General features: G+C 60.9%; 15 protein-coding genes. 7 read left to right on the top strand and 8 right to left on the bottom strand.

What is annotated here, in order from left to right; translation table 11 throughout:
- Nucleotides 1–283: 283 nt before the first annotated feature.
- Genes emhC through AC07XF_RS15790 form a run of 3 tightly spaced genes read right to left on the bottom strand, consistent with a single transcriptional unit; the run spans nucleotide 284 to nucleotide 6,066 of the window.
- A complete protein-coding gene (gene emhC, locus AC07XF_RS15800; RefSeq protein ID WP_495027215.1) occupies nucleotides 284–1,744 on the bottom strand; it encodes an efflux RND transporter outer membrane subunit EmhC in 1,461 nt (486 codons plus the stop codon).
- The gene (gene emhB, locus AC07XF_RS15795) at nucleotides 1,744–4,905 is read right to left on the bottom strand and encodes an efflux RND transporter permease subunit EmhB (RefSeq protein WP_495027214.1); all 3,162 of its coding nucleotides are present in this window, start codon (nucleotides 4,903–4,905) and stop codon (nucleotides 1,744–1,746) included. Before emhB ends, emhC begins: the two co-directional genes overlap by 1 nt.
- Before the next feature lie 3 nt (nucleotides 4,906–4,908).
- A complete protein-coding gene (locus AC07XF_RS15790; protein WP_495027213.1) occupies nucleotides 4,909–6,066 on the bottom strand; it encodes an efflux RND transporter periplasmic adaptor subunit in 1,158 nt (385 codons plus the stop codon).
- A 276-nt stretch (nucleotides 6,067–6,342) separates the two neighbouring features.
- On the opposite strand from AC07XF_RS15790, the gene emhR reads away from it, so the two are divergent.
- On the top strand, nucleotides 6,343–6,975 hold the full coding sequence (gene emhR / locus AC07XF_RS15785) for an efflux system transcriptional repressor EmhR (protein WP_007986303.1): 633 nt from the start codon (nucleotides 6,343–6,345) through the stop codon (nucleotides 6,973–6,975).
- Nucleotides 6,976–7,305: 330 nt separating this feature from the next.
- On the opposite strand, the gene AC07XF_RS15780 is transcribed toward emhR, so the two are convergent.
- The 3 genes from AC07XF_RS15780 to AC07XF_RS15770 all read right to left on the bottom strand — a co-directional run bounded on the left by AC07XF_RS15780 (nucleotide 7,306) and on the right by AC07XF_RS15770 (nucleotide 9,949).
- A complete protein-coding gene (locus tag AC07XF_RS15780) occupies nucleotides 7,306–8,355 on the bottom strand; it encodes an alkene reductase (RefSeq protein ID WP_495027212.1) in 1,050 nt (349 codons plus the stop codon).
- 30 nt (nucleotides 8,356–8,385) lie between these two features.
- The gene (locus AC07XF_RS15775; protein ID WP_495027211.1) at nucleotides 8,386–9,552 is read right to left on the bottom strand and encodes an MFS transporter; all 1,167 of its coding nucleotides are present in this window, start codon (nucleotides 9,550–9,552) and stop codon (nucleotides 8,386–8,388) included.
- A 94-nt stretch (nucleotides 9,553–9,646) separates the two neighbouring features.
- Complete coding sequence (locus AC07XF_RS15770) at nucleotides 9,647–9,949, bottom strand: ArsR/SmtB family transcription factor (RefSeq protein WP_007976715.1); 303 nt, start codon at nucleotides 9,947–9,949, stop codon at nucleotides 9,647–9,649.
- Nucleotides 9,950–10,119: 170 nt separating this feature from the next.
- Here AC07XF_RS15770 and AC07XF_RS15765 point away from each other — a divergent pair, with 170 nt between their 5' ends.
- Nucleotides 10,120–10,698: an acyl carrier protein phosphodiesterase gene (locus tag AC07XF_RS15765; protein ID WP_495027210.1), complete on the top strand. Its 579-nt coding sequence runs from the start codon at nucleotides 10,120–10,122 to the stop codon at nucleotides 10,696–10,698.
- Between the two features lie 108 nt (nucleotides 10,699–10,806).
- Here AC07XF_RS15765 and AC07XF_RS15760 read toward each other — a convergent pair whose 3' ends face one another.
- Both AC07XF_RS15760 and olsB read right to left on the bottom strand, forming a co-directional pair.
- Nucleotides 10,807–11,598, bottom strand: a complete 792-nt coding sequence (locus tag AC07XF_RS15760; RefSeq protein ID WP_495027209.1) for a lysophospholipid acyltransferase family protein — start codon at nucleotides 11,596–11,598, stop codon at nucleotides 10,807–10,809.
- Nucleotides 11,598–12,353 (bottom strand): L-ornithine N(alpha)-acyltransferase, encoded by a 756-nt coding sequence (gene olsB / locus AC07XF_RS15755; protein ID WP_007996073.1) that lies wholly within the window; start codon nucleotides 12,351–12,353, stop codon nucleotides 11,598–11,600. Before olsB ends, AC07XF_RS15760 begins: the two co-directional genes overlap by 1 nt.
- 155 nt (nucleotides 12,354–12,508) lie before the next feature.
- Here olsB and AC07XF_RS15750 point away from each other — a divergent pair, with 155 nt between their 5' ends.
- From AC07XF_RS15750 to AC07XF_RS15730, 5 genes are all read left to right on the top strand, one after another.
- The gene (locus AC07XF_RS15750; protein WP_495027208.1) at nucleotides 12,509–13,396 is read left to right on the top strand and encodes an acyl-CoA dehydrogenase; all 888 of its coding nucleotides are present in this window, start codon (nucleotides 12,509–12,511) and stop codon (nucleotides 13,394–13,396) included.
- 165 nt (nucleotides 13,397–13,561) lie between these two features.
- Nucleotides 13,562–14,656, top strand: coding sequence for a serine hydrolase domain-containing protein (locus AC07XF_RS15745; protein ID WP_495027207.1), 1,095 nt, complete (start codon nucleotides 13,562–13,564; stop codon nucleotides 14,654–14,656).
- On the top strand, nucleotides 14,653–14,976 hold the full coding sequence (locus AC07XF_RS15740) for an amidase (RefSeq protein WP_495027206.1): 324 nt from the start codon (nucleotides 14,653–14,655) through the stop codon (nucleotides 14,974–14,976). The genes AC07XF_RS15745 and AC07XF_RS15740 overlap by 4 nt, the downstream gene beginning before the upstream one ends.
- A gap of 253 nt (nucleotides 14,977–15,229) precedes the next feature.
- On the top strand, nucleotides 15,230–15,820 hold the full coding sequence (locus AC07XF_RS15735; RefSeq protein WP_495027205.1) for a YceI family protein: 591 nt from the start codon (nucleotides 15,230–15,232) through the stop codon (nucleotides 15,818–15,820).
- A 1-nt stretch (nucleotide 15,821) separates the two neighbouring features.
- The gene (locus AC07XF_RS15730) at nucleotides 15,822–16,979 is read left to right on the top strand and encodes a phospholipase D-like domain-containing protein (RefSeq protein WP_495027204.1); all 1,158 of its coding nucleotides are present in this window, start codon (nucleotides 15,822–15,824) and stop codon (nucleotides 16,977–16,979) included.
- Nucleotides 16,980–17,103 lie beyond the last annotated feature (124 nt).

The following is a 17,103-nucleotide window of genomic DNA, read 5'->3' as shown; positions in this document are numbered from 1 at the left end:
GTTTTGTGGTTCGGATGGTGCGGGGAATGGACTGGATGGTTCAATTGCTGAAAGCGGGTTTTGGGCGATTATCGAACGCAACATTGGGCAGGGTTTTGTAGTGTTTGTACGGGCCTCTTCGCGAGCAAGCCCGCTCCCACATTTAACCGATTTTTTCCAGAAAGAATGCGATCGAATGTGGGAGCGGGCTTGCTCGCGAACGGGGGCATTACTGACGCCACAACTTTCCCGGCAGGCAACAAAAAGCCCACCAATCGGTGGGCTTCGTGTTTTCACAGCGCTATCAGAAATACTTCATCTTCGGCGCTTCTTCTTTCAACGGCTCGTTCTTCGCCGTCTGCTCGTTCCAGCCACCACCCAGTGCCTTGTACAGGTTGACCTGACTGATCAGCTGCGCCAGGCGATCGGTAATCAGATTCTGTTCGGAGTTGAACAACTGACGCTGGGCATCGAGGAATGTCAGGTTGCTGTCGACACCGATGCGATAACGACGCTCGGCCAGGCGGTAGTAGTCCTGGTTGGCGCTGACCAGATTACGCTGTGCCTGTACCTGATCGGTGTAGGTTCCGCGTGCGGCCAGGCCGTCGGCGACTTCCTGGAAGGCCGTTTGAATGGACTTCTCGTAGTTCGCCACGCCAATGTCTTTCTGGATTTTCGAATAATCCAGGCTGGCGCTCAGGCTGCCGGCGTTGAAGATCGGCAGGTTGATCTGCGGCTGGAACAGCCAGGTACCCGAACCGCCCTTGAACAGACCGGACAGGTCCGGGCTCAGGGTGCCGGCGTTGGCGGTCAGGCTGATGCTCGGGAAGAACGCTGCCCGTGCCGCGCCGATGTTGGCGTTGGCGGCCTTGAGGTTGTACTCGGCCTGGAGGATATCCGGACGACGTTGCAGCAAGTCCGACGGCAGGCCGGCCGGCACTTCGGCCAGCAGATCGTCGTTCAACGGTTTGGCCGCTGGCAGGTTGGCCGGAATGCCGGTGCCGAGCAGCAGCACCAGGCTGTTTTCATCCTGGGCGACCTGGCGGGTGTAACGGGCCAATTGCGCACGGGCGTTTTCCACCGAGGTCCGCGACTGCGCCAGGTCCAGGGCCGAGGCGACCCCCACTTCGTTGCTGCGCGCGGTGAGCTTGTAGCTCTCCTCGAACGCTGCAAGGGTGTCCTGGGTGACTTTCAACAGTTCCTTGTCGGCCTGCCAGGTCAGGTAGGCATTGCCCACGCTGGCCACCAGGCTGATCTGGGTGCTGCGGCGGCCTTCTTCAGTGGCGAAGTACTTCTGCAGGGCTTCTTCGCTCAGGCTGCGAACCCGACCGAACAGGTCGAGTTCATAAGCGCTGATGCCGACGGTGGCCGAGTAGGAACTGGTGATGCCAGACTGACCGGTCTGCGACGCATTGGCCGGAACGTGCTGACGGCTGCCGGTTCCGTTGGCCGAAACGGCCGGGAACAGGTCGGCGCGCTGGATGCGGTACTGAGCCGCAAACGCGTCGATGTTCAGGGCCGCGACACGCAGGTCACGGTTGTTTTCCAGGGCAACCTGGATCAGCTGTTGCAGCGCCGGGTCCTGGAAAAACTGCTTCCAGCCTTGTTCGGCGGCGGCCTGTGCCGGCGCCTGGGCCGGCGAGTACGCCGGACCCTGCGGGTACTGGCCCGCCACCGGTGCTTCGGGCTGCTGATAATCAGGTATCAGCGAGCAGCCACCGAGCACGAAGGCGGCAACTGCCAGGGAGAGTAGCGACTTGCTCATTAGCCAGCCTCTTTAGAAGGTTCAATGGCAGCGTCCTGGTCGGCGATTTTGCGCTGGCCAATGGACGACACGGTGACGAAGAACAGCGGGACCCAGAAAATCGCCAGGACAGTAGCCGTGATCATACCGCCGATCACGCCGGTACCGATTGCATGCTGGCTACCGGAACCCGCACCGGTGGATATCGCCAGTGGTACCACACCGAGGACGAAGGCGAGCGAGGTCATGATGATCGGTCGCAGACGCATGCGGCTGGCTTCAATTGCCGCATCGCGCAGGCTACGCCCTTGTTCGTGCAGTTCCTTGGCAAATTCGACAATCAGAATGGCGTTTTTCGCCGCCAGACCGATGGTCGTCAACAGACCTACCTGGAAGTACACGTCGTTGGACAAACCGCGCAGGCTGGTGGCCATCAATGCACCGATGATCCCCAGCGGTACCACCAACATCACCGCGATCGGAATCGACCAGCTCTCATACAACGCCGCCAGACACAGGAACACCATCAGCAGCGACAACGCGTACAGCGCTGGCGCTTGCGAACCGGACAGACGTTCCTCGTACGACAGGCCGGTCCAGGAAATACCGACACCCGCCGGCAGTTTCTTGGCAATGGCTTCGACTTCGAGCATGGCTTCACCCGTGGAGTAACCCGGTGCCGGGGCGCCGAGGATTTCCATCGCTTCCACGCCATTGTAGCGAGCCAGTTTCGGCGAACCGTAAATCCACTCGCCCTTGGCGAACGCCGAGAACGGAACCATGGTGCCGACGCTGTTGCGCACGTACCACTTTTGCAGGTCTTCAGGGCTCATTCGAGCGCCTGGCTGGCCTTGCACGTAAACCTTCTTCACGCGACCGCGGTCGATGAAGTCGTTGACGTAGCTACTGCCCAAGGCAATCGACAGGGTGTTGTTGATGTCGGCGATGGTAATGCCCAGGGCACTGGCCTTCTCGTCATCGATTTCCAGCTGGTATTGCGGCTCGTCGTTCAGGCCGTTCGGACGCACCTGGGTCAGAATCTTGCTTTGCGCGGCCATACCGAGGAACTGGTTGCGCGCTTCCATCAACTTGTCGTGACCGATACCGGCGCGGTCCTGAAGGAACACGTCGAAACCGGTGGCGTTACCCAACTCCAGTACCGCCGGTGGCGCGAAGGCGAACACCATGGCGTCACGGAAGGTGAAGAAGTGCTGTTGGGCACGGGCCGCTACCTTGAACACGTTGTTGTCGGCATTACGCTCGTCCCATGGTCTGAGCATGATGAACGCCATACCCGAACTCTGGCCACGGCCGGCGAAGTTGAAGCCGGTCACGGTAAACACCGAGTTCACCGCATCGCCTTCACCGCCATCCTTGCCCGGACGCAGCAGGAATTCACGCATCTCGTCCACGACCACCTGGGTGCGCTGGGCACTGGAGCCGGCCGGGGTTTGCACCTGGGCGAACAGTACGCCCTGGTCTTCCTCCGGCAGGAACGCCGTTGGAATGCGGGTGAACAGCCAGATCATGCCGACGATGATGATCAGGTAGGCCAGCAGGTACGGAGCCTTTTGCGCGAGCATGTTGCCCACGCCGCGCTCGTAGCTGCGTACGCCTCGGTCAAAGTTGCGGTTGAACCAGCCGAAGAAGCCGCGTTTCGGAGTGCCATGTTCGCCTTTCGGAATCGCCTTGAGCATGGTCGCGCAGAGCGCCGGGGTGAAGATCAGTGCAACCAGTACCGACAGGGCCATGGCCGAAACGATGGTGATCGAGAACTGCTTGTAGATCACGCCGGTGGAACCGCTGAAGAACGCCATTGGCAGCAGAACCGCCGACAGCACCAGGGCAATACCCACCAGTGCACCCTGGATCTGTCCCATGGATTTCTTGGTGGCTTCCTTCGGTGACAAGCCTTCTTCGCTCATCACCCGTTCGACGTTTTCCACCACGACGATGGCGTCGTCCACCAGCAAGCCGATGGCCAGCACCATACCGAACATGGTCAGGGTGTTGATGCTGAAGCCGGCTGCCGCGAGGATCCCGAATGTACCGAGCAATACCACCGGCACGGTCATCGTGGTGATGATGGTGGCGCGGAAGTTCTGCAGGAACAGGAACATCACCAGGAACACCAGCGCGACCGCTTCGACCAGGGTGTGAACCACGCCCTTGATCGATTCGGTCACCACCGGGGTGGTGTCATACGGGAACACCACTTCCATCCCTTGCGGGAAGAACGGCTTGAGGTTGTCGATGGTCGCGCGCAGGGCCTTGGCGGTATCCAGGGCGTTGGCACCGGTGGCCAGTTTCACGGCCAGGCCGGATGCCGGTGCACCGTTGAACTGGGCGTTGATGCTGTAGTTTTCACCACCCAAACCGACGTCGGCGACATCTTTCAGGCGTACCTGGGAGCCATCCTTGTTGACCTTGAGCAGGATCTTGTCGAATTGCTCAGCGGTCTGCAGGCGGGTCTTGCCAATGATCGTCGCGTTCAACTGGGTGCCGGGCAGGGCCGGCAGGCCGCCGAGCTGGCCGGACGACACCTGGACGTTCTGCGCAGCGATGGCGGTTTTGGCGTCGATCGGGGTCAGGTTGTATTTGTTCAACTTGGCCGGGTCGAGCCAGATCCGCATGGCGTACTGGGAACCGAACACCTGGAAGTCGCCGACACCGGCGGTCCGCGAGATCGGGTCCTGCATGTTCGACACGATGTAGTTGGACAGGTCGTCCTTGGTCATGCTGCCGTCACGCGACACCACGCCGATCACCAACAGGAAGTTCTTCACGGCCTTGGTGACACGGATACCTTGCTGCTGCACTTCTTGTGGCAGCAGCGGGGTGGCCAGGTTCAGCTTGTTCTGGACCTGAACCTGCGCGGTATCGGAGTTGGTGCCTTGCTCGAAGGTCGCGGTAATGGTCATGGTGCCGTCGGAGTTACTTTCCGACGAGACATAACGCAGGTTGTCGATACCGTTGAGCTGTTGCTCGATCACTTGCACCACGGTGTCCTGCACGGTTTGCGCAGACGCGCCCGGGTAAGCCACGGAGATGGCGATCGCTGGAGGCGCAATGCTCGGGTACTGGTTGATCGGCAGTCTGAGGATCGATAGTGCCCCGACCAACATGATCACCAGGGCAATTACCCAGGCGAAAATCGGACGGTCGATAAAAAATTTCGACATGGTTTACTCCCCTTTGCCGCTGGAAGCCTGTTCAGCTGTCTTCGCGGGGGCCGGGTTCTTTGCGCCAACGTTGGTCGCCTCACTGGCTTTGACTTCGATGCCAGGTTTGACGAATTGCAAGCCTTCGGTAATCAGGCGATCGCCGGCCTTCAGGCCGTCTTCGATCAGCCATTGATTGCCGACGGTGCGGTTGGCCTTGAGTTGACGCAGTTCGACCTTATTGTCCGGGCCGACAACCAGTGCGGTCGGGGTTCCCTTGAGGTCGCGGGTCACGCCTTGCTGCGGGGCCAGGATCGCCGCGCTGTTGACACCGGCCAGCAACTTGGCGTGAACGAACATGCCTGGCAGAAGGGTGTGATCAGGGTTCGGGAAAATGGCGCGCAGGGTGACGGAACCAGTGGTCTGGTCAACCGAGACTTCGGAGAATTCCAGCTTGCCGTCCAGCTTGTACTCGCTGCCGTCTTCGAGGGTCAGTTTGACCGATGCCGCGTTATCGCCAGCCTTTTGCAGGCGACCGCTTTCCAGCTCACGGCGCAGTTGCAACAGCTCGACCGAGGACTGCGTCACGTCGACGTAGATCGGGTCGATTTGCTGAATCACCGCCATCGCGTCGACCTGGGCATTGCTGACCAATGCACCTTCGGTCACCGAGGAGCGGCCGATGCGGCCGGTCAACGGGGCGTAGACCTTGGTGTAGCGCACGTTGATCTGGGCGGTCTGCAGCGCCGCTTCCGATTGCAGGCGGTTGGCCACCGCGGTGTCGTACTCCTGACGGCTTACGGCCTGTTCGTCGACCAATTGCTTGTAGCGGTCGGAAATCGACTTGGTCGAACGCAGGTTGGCTTCAGCGCTTTTCAACGTCGCTTCATAGACCGACGGATCGATCTGGTACAGCTGCTGGTCGGCCTTGACGTCGCTGCCTTCCTTGAACAGGCGTTTGAGAATGATGCCATTCACCTGCGGGCGAACTTCGGCAATGCGGAACGCACTGGTACGACCTGGCAGATCGGATGTCAGGGTGAAAGCTTGCGGTTGCAGAGTCACGACGCCGACCTGAGGCGGTGGGGCGGCCGGTGCTGCCTCTTCCTTTTTGCATCCGCTGAGCAGCGATGCCAGGGCGACGGCGGCGACCAGAGCGGTAACAGCTGGCTTGAATTGCATGAAAATCCTCGGGTCAGGCGCGCAACGTGCGCACTAGAAAGGTGGAAGGTTGAAATTTGTTTGCCGAGTGGATAAGTAGCTTGCTAAGTAATATACTTACGTACATGGCTGTTTGTAAATACCCAGACTGCGTATCAACGTCGTCACACAGCCGTTACACAAGCCGTTGAAAGGTTGGAATTGTAGGCCGGGGACGACCCCCCAGAACGTTCGCCCCACTTTTATTCAGCTGATGTTCAGACATCGCTGAAGCACCCTGATTGAGGTTGTACTGCCATGGTCCGTCGTACCAAAGAGGAAGCTCAGGAAACCCGCGCGCAAATTCTCGTGGCGGCCGAAAAGGCCTTTTACGAGCGAGGCGTGGCACGTACGACCCTGGCGGACATCGCCACTCTGGCCGGCGTCACTCGTGGGGCCATTTACTGGCATTTCAGCAACAAGGCGGATCTGGTGCAGGCCATGCTCGACACCTTGCACGAGCCGCTGGAAGAAATGGCCAAGGCCAGCGAAAGCGAAGACGAGCTCGATCCCTTGGGCTGCATGCGCAAGCTGTTGATTCATTTGTTTCATCAAATTGCGCTGGACCCGAAAACCCGACGCATCAATGAGATTCTGTTTCATAAGTGCGAATTCACCGATGAAATGTGCGACCTGCGCCAACAGCGCGTGTCAGCCAGCCTCGAATGCAATGTGCGGATCGGCCTGGCCCTGAGTAATGCAGTGAATCGCGGCCAGTTGCCGGAAAACCTCGACACCGCCCGCGCCGCCATCAGCTTGCATGCTTATATTGATGGCATCTTGTACCAGTGGTTGCTGGCCCCCGACGGTTTTGAATTGCACACCGAAGCCGAGCGTTGGGTCGATACCGGTTTGGATATGCTGCGCTTGAGCCCCAGCCTGCGCAAATGAAACAAAATGCTTAACTGGCTCCGCGTGTGAACCCTTTTGTCACTTGATGTGCCGTAATGGGGTGCTTTTATATACGCACCCTTGGCGGGATAACAGGTAGCAAGCTCAGTATTTTGTAGGGAATTTGTGTCGAGACTGTGCGAAATCCATTTCGACCTTGTGGGAGCGGGCTTGCTCGCGAAGGCGGTCTGTCATTAAGTATCTATGTCGGCTGACACACCGCCTTCGCGAGCAAGCCCGCTCCCACATTAGTGGATAGTGTTAAACCGTCAGGTATAAAAAAGCCCCGGCTCATTCGAGTCGGGGCTTTTGCGTTTCCACGGTTGCTGATTACAGCGTCGGGTAGTCGATGTAGCCGACCGGGCCCTTGGCGTAGAACAGTTCCGGACGCGCGTCGTTCAGCGGCGCGTCAGCCTGCAAGCGTGCCGGCAGGTCAGGGTTGGCAATGAAGGGTACGCCGAAGGCGACTGCATCGGCCTTGCCGCTGGCGAGCAACGCGTTGGCGCTGTCCTTGGTGAAACGCTCGTTGGCAATGTAGGGGCCGCCGAAGGCTTCCTTGAGTTGTGGGCCGAGGCTGTCGGCACCTTCTTTCTCGCGCGAGCAGATGAAGGCGATGCCACGTTTGCCCAGTTCGCGAGCGACGTAGGTGAAGGTTTCAGCCAGGTTGTCGTCGCCCATGTCATGCAGGTCGGCGCGTGGCGACAGGTGCACACCGACACGGCCGGCGCCCCAGACTTCGATGGCGGCGTCAGTCACTTCCAGCAGCAGGCGGGCACGGTTTTCCAGGGAGCCACCGTAGTTGTCGGTGCGCTGGTTGGTACTGCTTTGCAGGAACTGGTCGAGCAGGTAACCGTTGGCAGCGTGGATTTCCACACCGTCGAAGCCGGCGGCCTTGGCGTTCTCGGCACCGACGCGGTAAGCGTCGACGATGTCGGCGATTTCAGCGGTTTCCAGGGCGCGCGGAACAGGGAAGTCGGCCAGCGGACGAACCAGGCTGACGTGACCCTTGGGCTGGATGGCGCTCGGGGCGACCGGGGCTTCATCGTTCAGGTACAAACCGTGGGAAATGCGACCCACATGCCACAACTGCAGGAAGATCTTGCCGCCCGCGCCATGGATGGCCTTGGTCACGTTGGACCAGCCACGTACCTGATCGTTGGACCAGATGCCCGGGGTGTCGGGGTAGCCGACGCCCATCGGTGTCACCGAAGTGGCCTCGCTGAGGATCAGCCCGGCGGAGGCACGCTGCACGTAGTACTCGGCCATCAGCGCGTTGGGGACACGGCCTTCGTCGGCGCGGCAGCGGGTCAGTGGCGCCATGATGATGCGGTTGGCCAACTCGAGGTCGCCCAGTTTGATTGGATCGAAAATAGTCGTCATGAAGTACAACCCTCGTGAGGTTTCAGGTGATTAGTTGGTAGCAGGAGCCAGTTCGGGATTGCCGCTCTGACGGAAGGTAATCAGGGTGACCAGCAGGGCGAGTACCGCCAGTACGGCTGCGGCGAGCGGCACGCTGGTCAGGCCGAAGCCATGGGCGATCACACTGCCGCCGACCCAGGCACCCAAGGCATTGCCGATGTTGAAAGCGCCAATGTTCAGGGTCGACACCAGGTTCGGTGCGGCTTTGCCGAAGGTCACCACGTTCACTTGCAGCGCCGGTACGGCGGCGAAACACGCGGTGGCCCAGAGGAACAGGGTGATTTCGGTCGGGATCAGCGCGACGCTGGTCCAGGTCAGAACGGTGGACACCACGGCCATGGTGATGAACACACCGATCAGCGTCGCGGCCATGCCTTTATCGGCCAGCTTGCCGCCGATGATGTTGCCGACCGTCAGGCCCAGGCCGATGAGCATCAGGGTCCAGGTCACGCCACGGGGCGAGACGCCGGTGACTTCGCCCAGCAGCGGCGCGACGTAGGTGAACAGGGTGAACACCGAGGCAGCGAACAGCGCGGTCATGCTCAGGGACAGCCAGATGCCGCCACCCTTGAGTGCGGCCAGTTCGGCGCGCATGTCGAGTTTTTCTTCATCACGCTTGGCCGGCAGGAAGCGGATCAGGCCGATCAGCGCAATGACACCGATCACGGTCACCGCCCAGAAGGTCGAACGCCAGCCGGCTTCCTGGCCGAGGGCGGTGCCCAGCGGTACGCCAAGGACGTTGGCCAGGGTCAGGCCGGTGAACATCAGGGCCACGGCCGAGGCACGTTTGTTGGCAGGCACCAGGCCGGCAGCCACCACCGAACCGATGCCGAAGAAGGCACCGTGGCACAGGGCGGTGACCACACGGGCGAACATCAGCACGTTGTAGTCGCCGGCCACCGCGCAGAGCAGGTTGCCAACAATGAAGATGCCCATCAACGCCACAAGGGCGGCCTTGCGCGGCAGCCGGGCGGTGGCCAGCGCCATGAACGGCGCACCGATGGCCACGCCCAGGGCGTAACCGGTCACCAGCCAGCCGGCACCGGGAATCGATACACCGAGGTCAGCCGCCACGTTGGGCAGCAGGCCCATGATGACGAACTCGGTGGTGCCGATGGCGAAGGCGCTCAAGGCCAGGATGAGTAGCGAGAGAGGCATTGTTTAATTCCTTTTCGGCTGGCTGACCTGGGGGGCGTTCTCAATTGGTTTTCCCGGCGCTGTGTGAAAACCAATTGAGAACGCCCCCACAGGGTCAGAGCTCTTTGTTGAAGATGCGGAGGAACTCCTGAATGGTTTCCTCGTTGCGTTTGAAAAAATGCCACTGGCCGACTTTGCGGCTGCTGATCAGGCCGGCGCGTTGCAGGGTCGCCAGGTGTGCAGACACCGTGGACTGCGACAGACCGCAACGTTGATCGATCTGCCCGGCGCAAACGCCGTGCTCGTTGCTGTGGGACTGGTCGGGAAATTCGACGGTCGGGTCCTTGAGCCAGTGCAGGATTTCTCGCCGTACTGGGTGTGCCAGGGCTTTTATTATTTCGTCGAGATTGATGGTCATGATGTGGGCTCGTGATGTTTAAAACGCTATATCGCGATGAGGCGAACTTTAAATCGGTATTTCGCGATATACAAATATGATTTGGCTCTGACCAACTCACATTTCGGTATATCGGGTTATAACGATATGGTGAGTGTAACAATGCAATGGGGCGATGCTAAGCTGCGCCCATGAACTATCTCGCACATCTTCACCTCGGTGGCCAGCGCCCCGGCCAATTGCTCGGCAGTCTGTATGGCGATTTCGTCAAGGGACGGCTGCAAGGGCAGTTCGCTCCGGAAATCGAGAGGGCGATCCAGTTGCACCGCAGTATCGACGTGTTCACCGATCGCCATCCGCTGGTGGACGTCGCGTTATCGCGTTTCTCCCTGACCCGTCGTCGCTACGCGGGGATCGTGCTCGACGTGTTTTTCGACCATTGCCTGGCCCGGGACTGGACGCTATATGCCGACCGGCCCCTGGCGTTGTTCACCTCGGACGTTTACCGGGTGCTGTCCAGCGAACGGCAACTGCCGGAACGACTGGCGAAGATTGCGCCGCACATGGTGGCCAATGACTGGTTGGGTTCGTATCAGGAATTCGAAGTACTGGAGCAGGTGCTGCGGGGGATCTCGCGGCGCCTGACCCGGCCGGAGGAACTGGCGGCGGCGATGCAGGAGTTGCGGCGGTTGTATGAACCGTTGAGCGAGGACTTTCGGTTGTTCTATCCGCAGCTTCAGGATTTTGCCCGGAACTATCCTGCGACATGAAACCCATGTGGGAGCGGGCTTGCTCGCGAATGCGGTGTATCAGCTGACATCTGAGCTGAATGACAGACCGCATTCGCGAGCAAGCCCGCTCCCACAGGGGGTCTGTGTTTATGCTGCGATAGCGGGGCGCATCGGTGCGCGCTGAGGTTCAACGACAGCGCCAAACAACGCCTTCTGCACCGCCTGCTGTGCCTCGAACGCCAGCGCCGCACGTTCCCGGCCCTCGCATTCAATTGGCTTGAGCAGATGAATCTCTACACCACCGCGATCATTGGCAAACAGTCGCATCAGATGCGAGAGCAGGTCATCGTCGCCAATGAACGGTGCCAGTGTGCAGGGCTCGCCGTCGCGTACATAACGGATCGCCACTGGCTGCATCGCCACTTCGGAATCGATGGCGGCGGACAGCAGGCGACCATGGAAGGTACGTAGCGAGCGGCCATCGGTGGTGGTGCCTTCCGGGAACATCAGCAGCGGGTAGGCTTGTTCCAGGTGACGGGTCATCTGCTTGCGGATCAACTGGCTGTCACCCGAACCGCGGCGGATAAACAGGCTACCGGCCTTGGCCGCCAGCCAGCCGGCCACCGGCCAGGTGCGCACTTCGGCCTTGGACAGGAACGACAGCGGCGTGAGCATGCCCAGCAACGGGATGTCAGTCCAGGACACGTGGTTGCTGACCCAGAGCATCGGTGCCTTCGGCAGCTCACCGTGGACGGTCACGTCAAAGGGCAGGGCGTTGCTCAGGCGGGCCATGAAAAACCGCGACCAGCGCTGACGACGCGCCATCGAATGGGCCAGGCCCAGGCGCTCGAACACCCCGAACACACTGGCCATGCCCAAGCCCAGCGTCACCACCATCAGCACTCGCGCGATTCGCGCGTACACCCGCAACCGGCTCATTACACAGCCGCCTTGAAGTGTTTGGCGTAGCGCGGGCAGAGCTCGTCGCGCTTGAGCAGGATGAACACGTCGGCGACCTGGAAGTCTTCGTCCCAGCAGGGCTCGCCGCAGATCTTCGCGCCCAGGCGCATATAGGCCTTGAGCAGCGGTGGCATTTCGGCAATCACGTTCGACGGGATGTCCAGGCTCGGCAGTGGATTTTTCGGCTCGGCGCGCAGGTGTTCGGTGCACAGGTAGCGTTCGCGCAGACGCTGCATGATTGCGTGTGCCTGCACGCCGCCATCCTGCATCGGAATGCTCGCGCAACCCATCAGGTAGCTGTAGCCGCCCTGGTTCAGGACTTCGGCCAGCTCCCCCCAGAGCACGGCGATGGTGCCGCCGTTGCGGTAGGCCGGGTCGACGCAGGTACGACCGATTTCCAGGATCGGGCCTTGCAGGTGCACCAGGCCGTGAAGGCTGAATTCTTCTTCGCTGTAAAACTTGCCCAGGCTGCTGGCAGCCGTGTGGTCGAGCAAACGGGTGGTCGCCACCAGGCGCCCGGTGTTCAGGTCACGCACACCGATGTGGGCGCAGTGAACGTCGTAGTCATCCATGTCCAGACCCAGTTCAGCACCCTTGAGCTTGGCGTTGAATTCGCCGCTGAACACGTTGAAACGCAAGGCCTGGGCCTCCTGCAACGCCTCGGCGCCCACCAGGCGTTCGGCTTGCAGGCGGCGTTCGTTGCCGGTGTCGCTGATACGGGCGATCTGAGTCATGGCGAATCTCCGTGCGGGCTGCTCACCCGTCTTTGGGTTACAGCGGATCGACTTTCTTTATCTAGCCGTGTTGTGCAAAGTCAGGCTATGTAGCCCCGGTGTCATCGCCATTAAGCTTTGGTGATGCTTATATGACAGCCCTCGAGGAGCCTCTTATGCCCTGGCAAACCCTGTTGAACCGCCGTGATCGCTTGCCCGCCAACCCGGACCTGGCCGAAGGTTTCGCGACCTTGTTGCAGCAGTTGGGCACGGTCACGCCGTTCGAATTGGCAGTGCTCGGCGGGCGGTTGATGGCGACGCCGGGGCTGGCGTTTCTGGTGGGGTATCAAGCGGCATTGCGCATGCTCTGGCCGAGCGCGCCACTGAGCCTCGGCGCGTTGTGTGCCACCGAACAACGCAGCCTGCGTCCGGCCGACATGCAAACCCGACTGAGCGGATTGCGCCTGAGCGGAAGCAAGGATTTCGTCACCGCCGGCGATGCGGCCGACTGGTTGCTGGTAGCGGCGCGCAACGAAGTGCCCGGTGCCGATCCGCGCTTGAGCCTGGCAGTGATCTATCGCGATGAGCCGGGTGTACGGGTGGAAAAACTGGCGCCGATTCCGTTGATATCGGATATCAGCCATGGTCGATTGATTCTGGATAACGCGTTGTGCGAGTTGCTCGCTGGGGATGGCTGGGATGCCTACGTCAAACCGTTTCGCACCCTGGAAGATGTCTATGTATTGAGCGCCATGACGGCGTGGTTGTATGGCGTCGGCCAGGAGTGCAGTTGGCCGCAATTCTTGCAATTGCGGTTGCTGGGGTTGTTGGCGGGGTGTGCAGAGTCCAGCCGTCAGCCACCGACCCATCCGGCCGGGCATGTGTTGCTTGGTGGGTTGTTTGCGCAGTTCGAAGGGCTCAAGGCTGAGGTGAATGAGGCACTGGCTGGAGGGCCTCCAGAGTGGGCGATGATGTGGCAGCGGGATCAGGCGGTGATGGAGTTGGCGGCGGGGGCTCGGGGGAAGAGGTTGGCCAAGGCATTGGCGGAATTTTCGTTGAATTGACTGGCCCCTTCGCGAGCAAGCCCGCTCCCACAATGGATCTTTGGTGTGAGCGAGATCCCTGTAGGAGCTGGCTTGCCAGCGAAGACGTCTTTAATGGCGCTACAAATTTCAGAACTGTCATCAACCTCGACTAGGCTCAGCAATTTCAATCTCCGAGCCCCCGCCATGCCCAAAGGCTTGTCCCTGATTTTCCTGCTGTTGCTCAGCTTCACGGCCCAAGCCGAAAACTGGCCCGCCGAGCAATGGCCGACCGCCCCCACGCCCGCCGGCCCGGGACTTCAGGCTTTGGAGGCCTACGCCTTCCCATCCCGCGATGACACCACTCGCCAGGGCATTCGCACCGATGCCTTGCTGGTGATCCGCGACGGCCAGTTGATCTACGAACGCTACGCCGGCCCGACGACGGCCGAGACACCGCACCTGACCTGGTCGATCAGCAAAAGCCTGATGGCCACTGTCCTCGGCGTGGCCTATGGCGAAGGTTTGTTCAAGCTCGGGGATCCGGTAGCAACGTTTTATCCGCCACTGCAAAAACACCCCGACATGAGAATGGCCGACCTGCTGCACTGGGCCTCGGGCATCGACTGGCAGGAAGACTATGAATACGCACCGCTGAAGTCTTCGGTGGTGGCCATGCTCTACACCCGCGGTCACCGCGACATGGCCGCGTTCACCGCGGCGCATGCCGAGTACGCGGCACCGGGCCAGGCTTTTCGCTACTCCAGCGGTGACAGCAATCTGTTGGCCGCCGCATTGAAAAACATCGTTGGCCCCGGCCGCTATCCCGACTATCCGTGGACTGCGTTGTTCGAGCCGCTGGGCATTCGCCATGCCGTCTGGGAAACCGATGACACGGGCACTTTCGTCGCTTCCTCCTATGCCTATCTCACTGCAAGGGATCTGGCCCGGGTCGGTCTGTTGATGGCCCGCGATGGTCGCTGGGCAGACAAGCAACTGCTGCCCAAGGACTGGGTGGCGTTCAATCGCGAGCCGTTCGCTCGCTATCACGCCGATGAAGACGATGCTGTCCCCGGTGGTCAGTGGTGGCTCAATCGAGCCGTTGAGGGGGCAGCACGCCCCTGGCCCGATGCCCCCGCCGACACCTTCGCCGCACTGGGACATTGGGGGCAGGCGATGTATGTGATCCCCAGCGAACAGCTGGTGATCGTCCGCTACGGCGATGACCGCGACGGCAGTTACCGGCACAACGAGTTGCTCCAACTCGCGCTCAAGGCGTTTGCCGGGAAGGTACAGCCATGATCCATTTCCTTCGCCGCCGACCGCTCGGTTCGCTGTTGTTGATCGTGCTGATAGCCCTGCTGGGCTGGATCTGGCACGAGCGGGTGGCGCTGTGGGCGTTCCCCGACATCATCAGCGCTTACACCGCCAAGGAATATTGTTCGTGCCGCTATGTGATGGGTAACGACACCGGGTACTGCCATAGCTATGTGAAGCAGTGGCTGCCCGCCAGCGGCTTTAGCGATGACGCTGCCGGCAAGCGTGTCACGGTCAGCGGCATGGGGCGCACCAATAGCGCCGTGTGGATCGGTGAGCACCAGGGTTGTCGCTTGCAGCCTTGAGCACGATGAAGTTCCTCGGTGAGGGGAGGGCTTTTGTGGCGAGGGAGCTTGCTCCCGCTGGAGTGCGAAGCGCTCCCAAACTCAGCCAATTGGTTTCTTCAGACTGTATGCGGGTGGCGGTTTTGCGACTGCTTCGCAGCCGAGCGGGAGCAAGCGCCCTCGCCACAAAGGCAGGTCTGGAGTAACGCACGGCTTGCAATGCGCTGAAGGCCGGTTAAGGTTCAGCACAGGTTTATCTGCCCCACGAGTCTCTATGTCCAGGCGCTCCACCCTGCAAACCCTCGCTTTCCTGCTGCTGGCCGGTGCCGCGTTGTCGGCCCGGGCCGATTGGTACCTGGATGGTGAATCCTCGCGTCTGTCCTTCGTCAGCACCAAAAACGCCCATGTTTCCGAGGTGCAGCGTTTTCTGGTGCTGCACGGCAAGGTCGACCCCGAAGGGCTGGCGCAGGTGGAAGTCGAGCTGGAGTCGATCAACAGCGGCGTCCCGTTGCGCGATGAACGCATGCGCAAGGAACTGTTCCAGATCGACCAGTTTCCCGACGCCTTGATCACCACGAAAATCGATTTGCGCCCGATCAACGACCTCGCTCCCGGCGCGCAGCTGGAATTGCGCCTGCCGCTGACCGTCGACCTGCACGGCAAACAACACGAGTACCACGCCGAACTGCTGGCGACCCGTCTCGATGACCGGCGCTTCCAGGTGGTGACCCTCGAACCGCTGGTGATCAACGCCGAAGATTTCGATTTGGCTCCCGGCCTGGAAACGTTGCGCAAAATGGCCGGTTTATCGGCGATCAGTCTTTCAGTGCCGGTGGGTGCGGTGCTGATTTTCACGGCGCGCTGACATGGCCGGTGCGGTTTTTCCATGGCGTGAAGGCAACCACTTCGAACTGCTGGTCGATGGTCCGCAGTTTTTCCCGCGCATGTTGGTGGCGATTGCCCGCGCCGAAGAACAGGTTGAGCTGGAGCTGTACCTGGTGGAGGCCGGCGCCTGTGCCGAAGCCATGGTCCAGGCATTGGTGCAGGCCGCCGAGCGCGGTGTGCGGGTGCGCTGCCTGTTCGATGATTACGGCAGCCTCGCCTTCACCCTGACCTTGCGCCAGCGACTGATGGCCGCCGGGGTAGAGCTGCGTTTCTACAATCGCCTGAGCTGGCGGCGCTGGGTCGGCAACTTCTACCGCGATCACCGTAAATTGTTGCTGGTGGACCAGAGCCTGGCCGTGGTCGGCGGCACGGGTGTCACTGACGAGTTCTGGACCCCGGGCGAAGATGTCAGTGAATGGCATGAGGTGATGGTGGAAATCACCGGGCCGCTGGTGCTCGACTGGCAGTTGCTGTTCGACCGGCAATGGATCGCCAACCGCCATCGCCGCGCCTGGCGACCTGCCTCGCATTTCGGCTTGCCGCGGTTACCCCGTGTACCGACCAGTGGCGAGGGCATGGGCCGGGTGGCCTATGCCGACGCCCGTCAACACCGGGACATTCTGCAATCGCTGGTTCGCGCCTTGAACAGCGGCCAGCGACGGATCTGGCTGGCCACGCCGTACTTTTTGCCGACCTGGAAAGTTCGCCGTTCCCTGCGTCGGGCGGCTGCCCGTGGTGTCGATGTGCGGTTGCTGCTGACCGGCCCGCGTACCGATCACCCGTCCGTGCGCTATGCCGGGCATCGTTACTACCCGCGACTGCTCAAGGCCGGGGTGAAGATTTTCGAGTACCAGCCGTGTTTCCTGCACCTGAAAATGGTCTTGATCGATGACTGGGTGAGTATCGGCTCATGCAACTTCGATCACTGGAATCTGCGCTTCAACCTGGAAGCCAATCTGGAAGCACTGGACTCCGGATTGACCCGGTCGGTGGCGGCGAGTTTCGAGCGCGACTTCGCCCTGAGCCAGCAAGTGAGCCTGGAGGAATGGCAGCGCCGGCCATTGTGGCGCCGGGTCAAGCAGCGGGTGTGGGGATGGGTGGATCGGGTGGTGGTGAATCTGCTGGATCGGAGGGGATGAACCCGATCTTTCAGGTACCAGAAACCTAATGTGGGAGCGGGCTTGCTCGCGAAGACGGTCTGTCAGTCGAAATCATCGTTGACTGACACTCCGTCTTCGCGAGCAAGCCCGCTCCCACATTTGT

The organism is Pseudomonas sp. GW821-FHT01C01, from assembly GCF_059422645.1.
The sequence above is the reverse complement of the archived record's forward strand: the minus strand, read 5'-3'. Positions and strand labels throughout refer to the sequence as shown.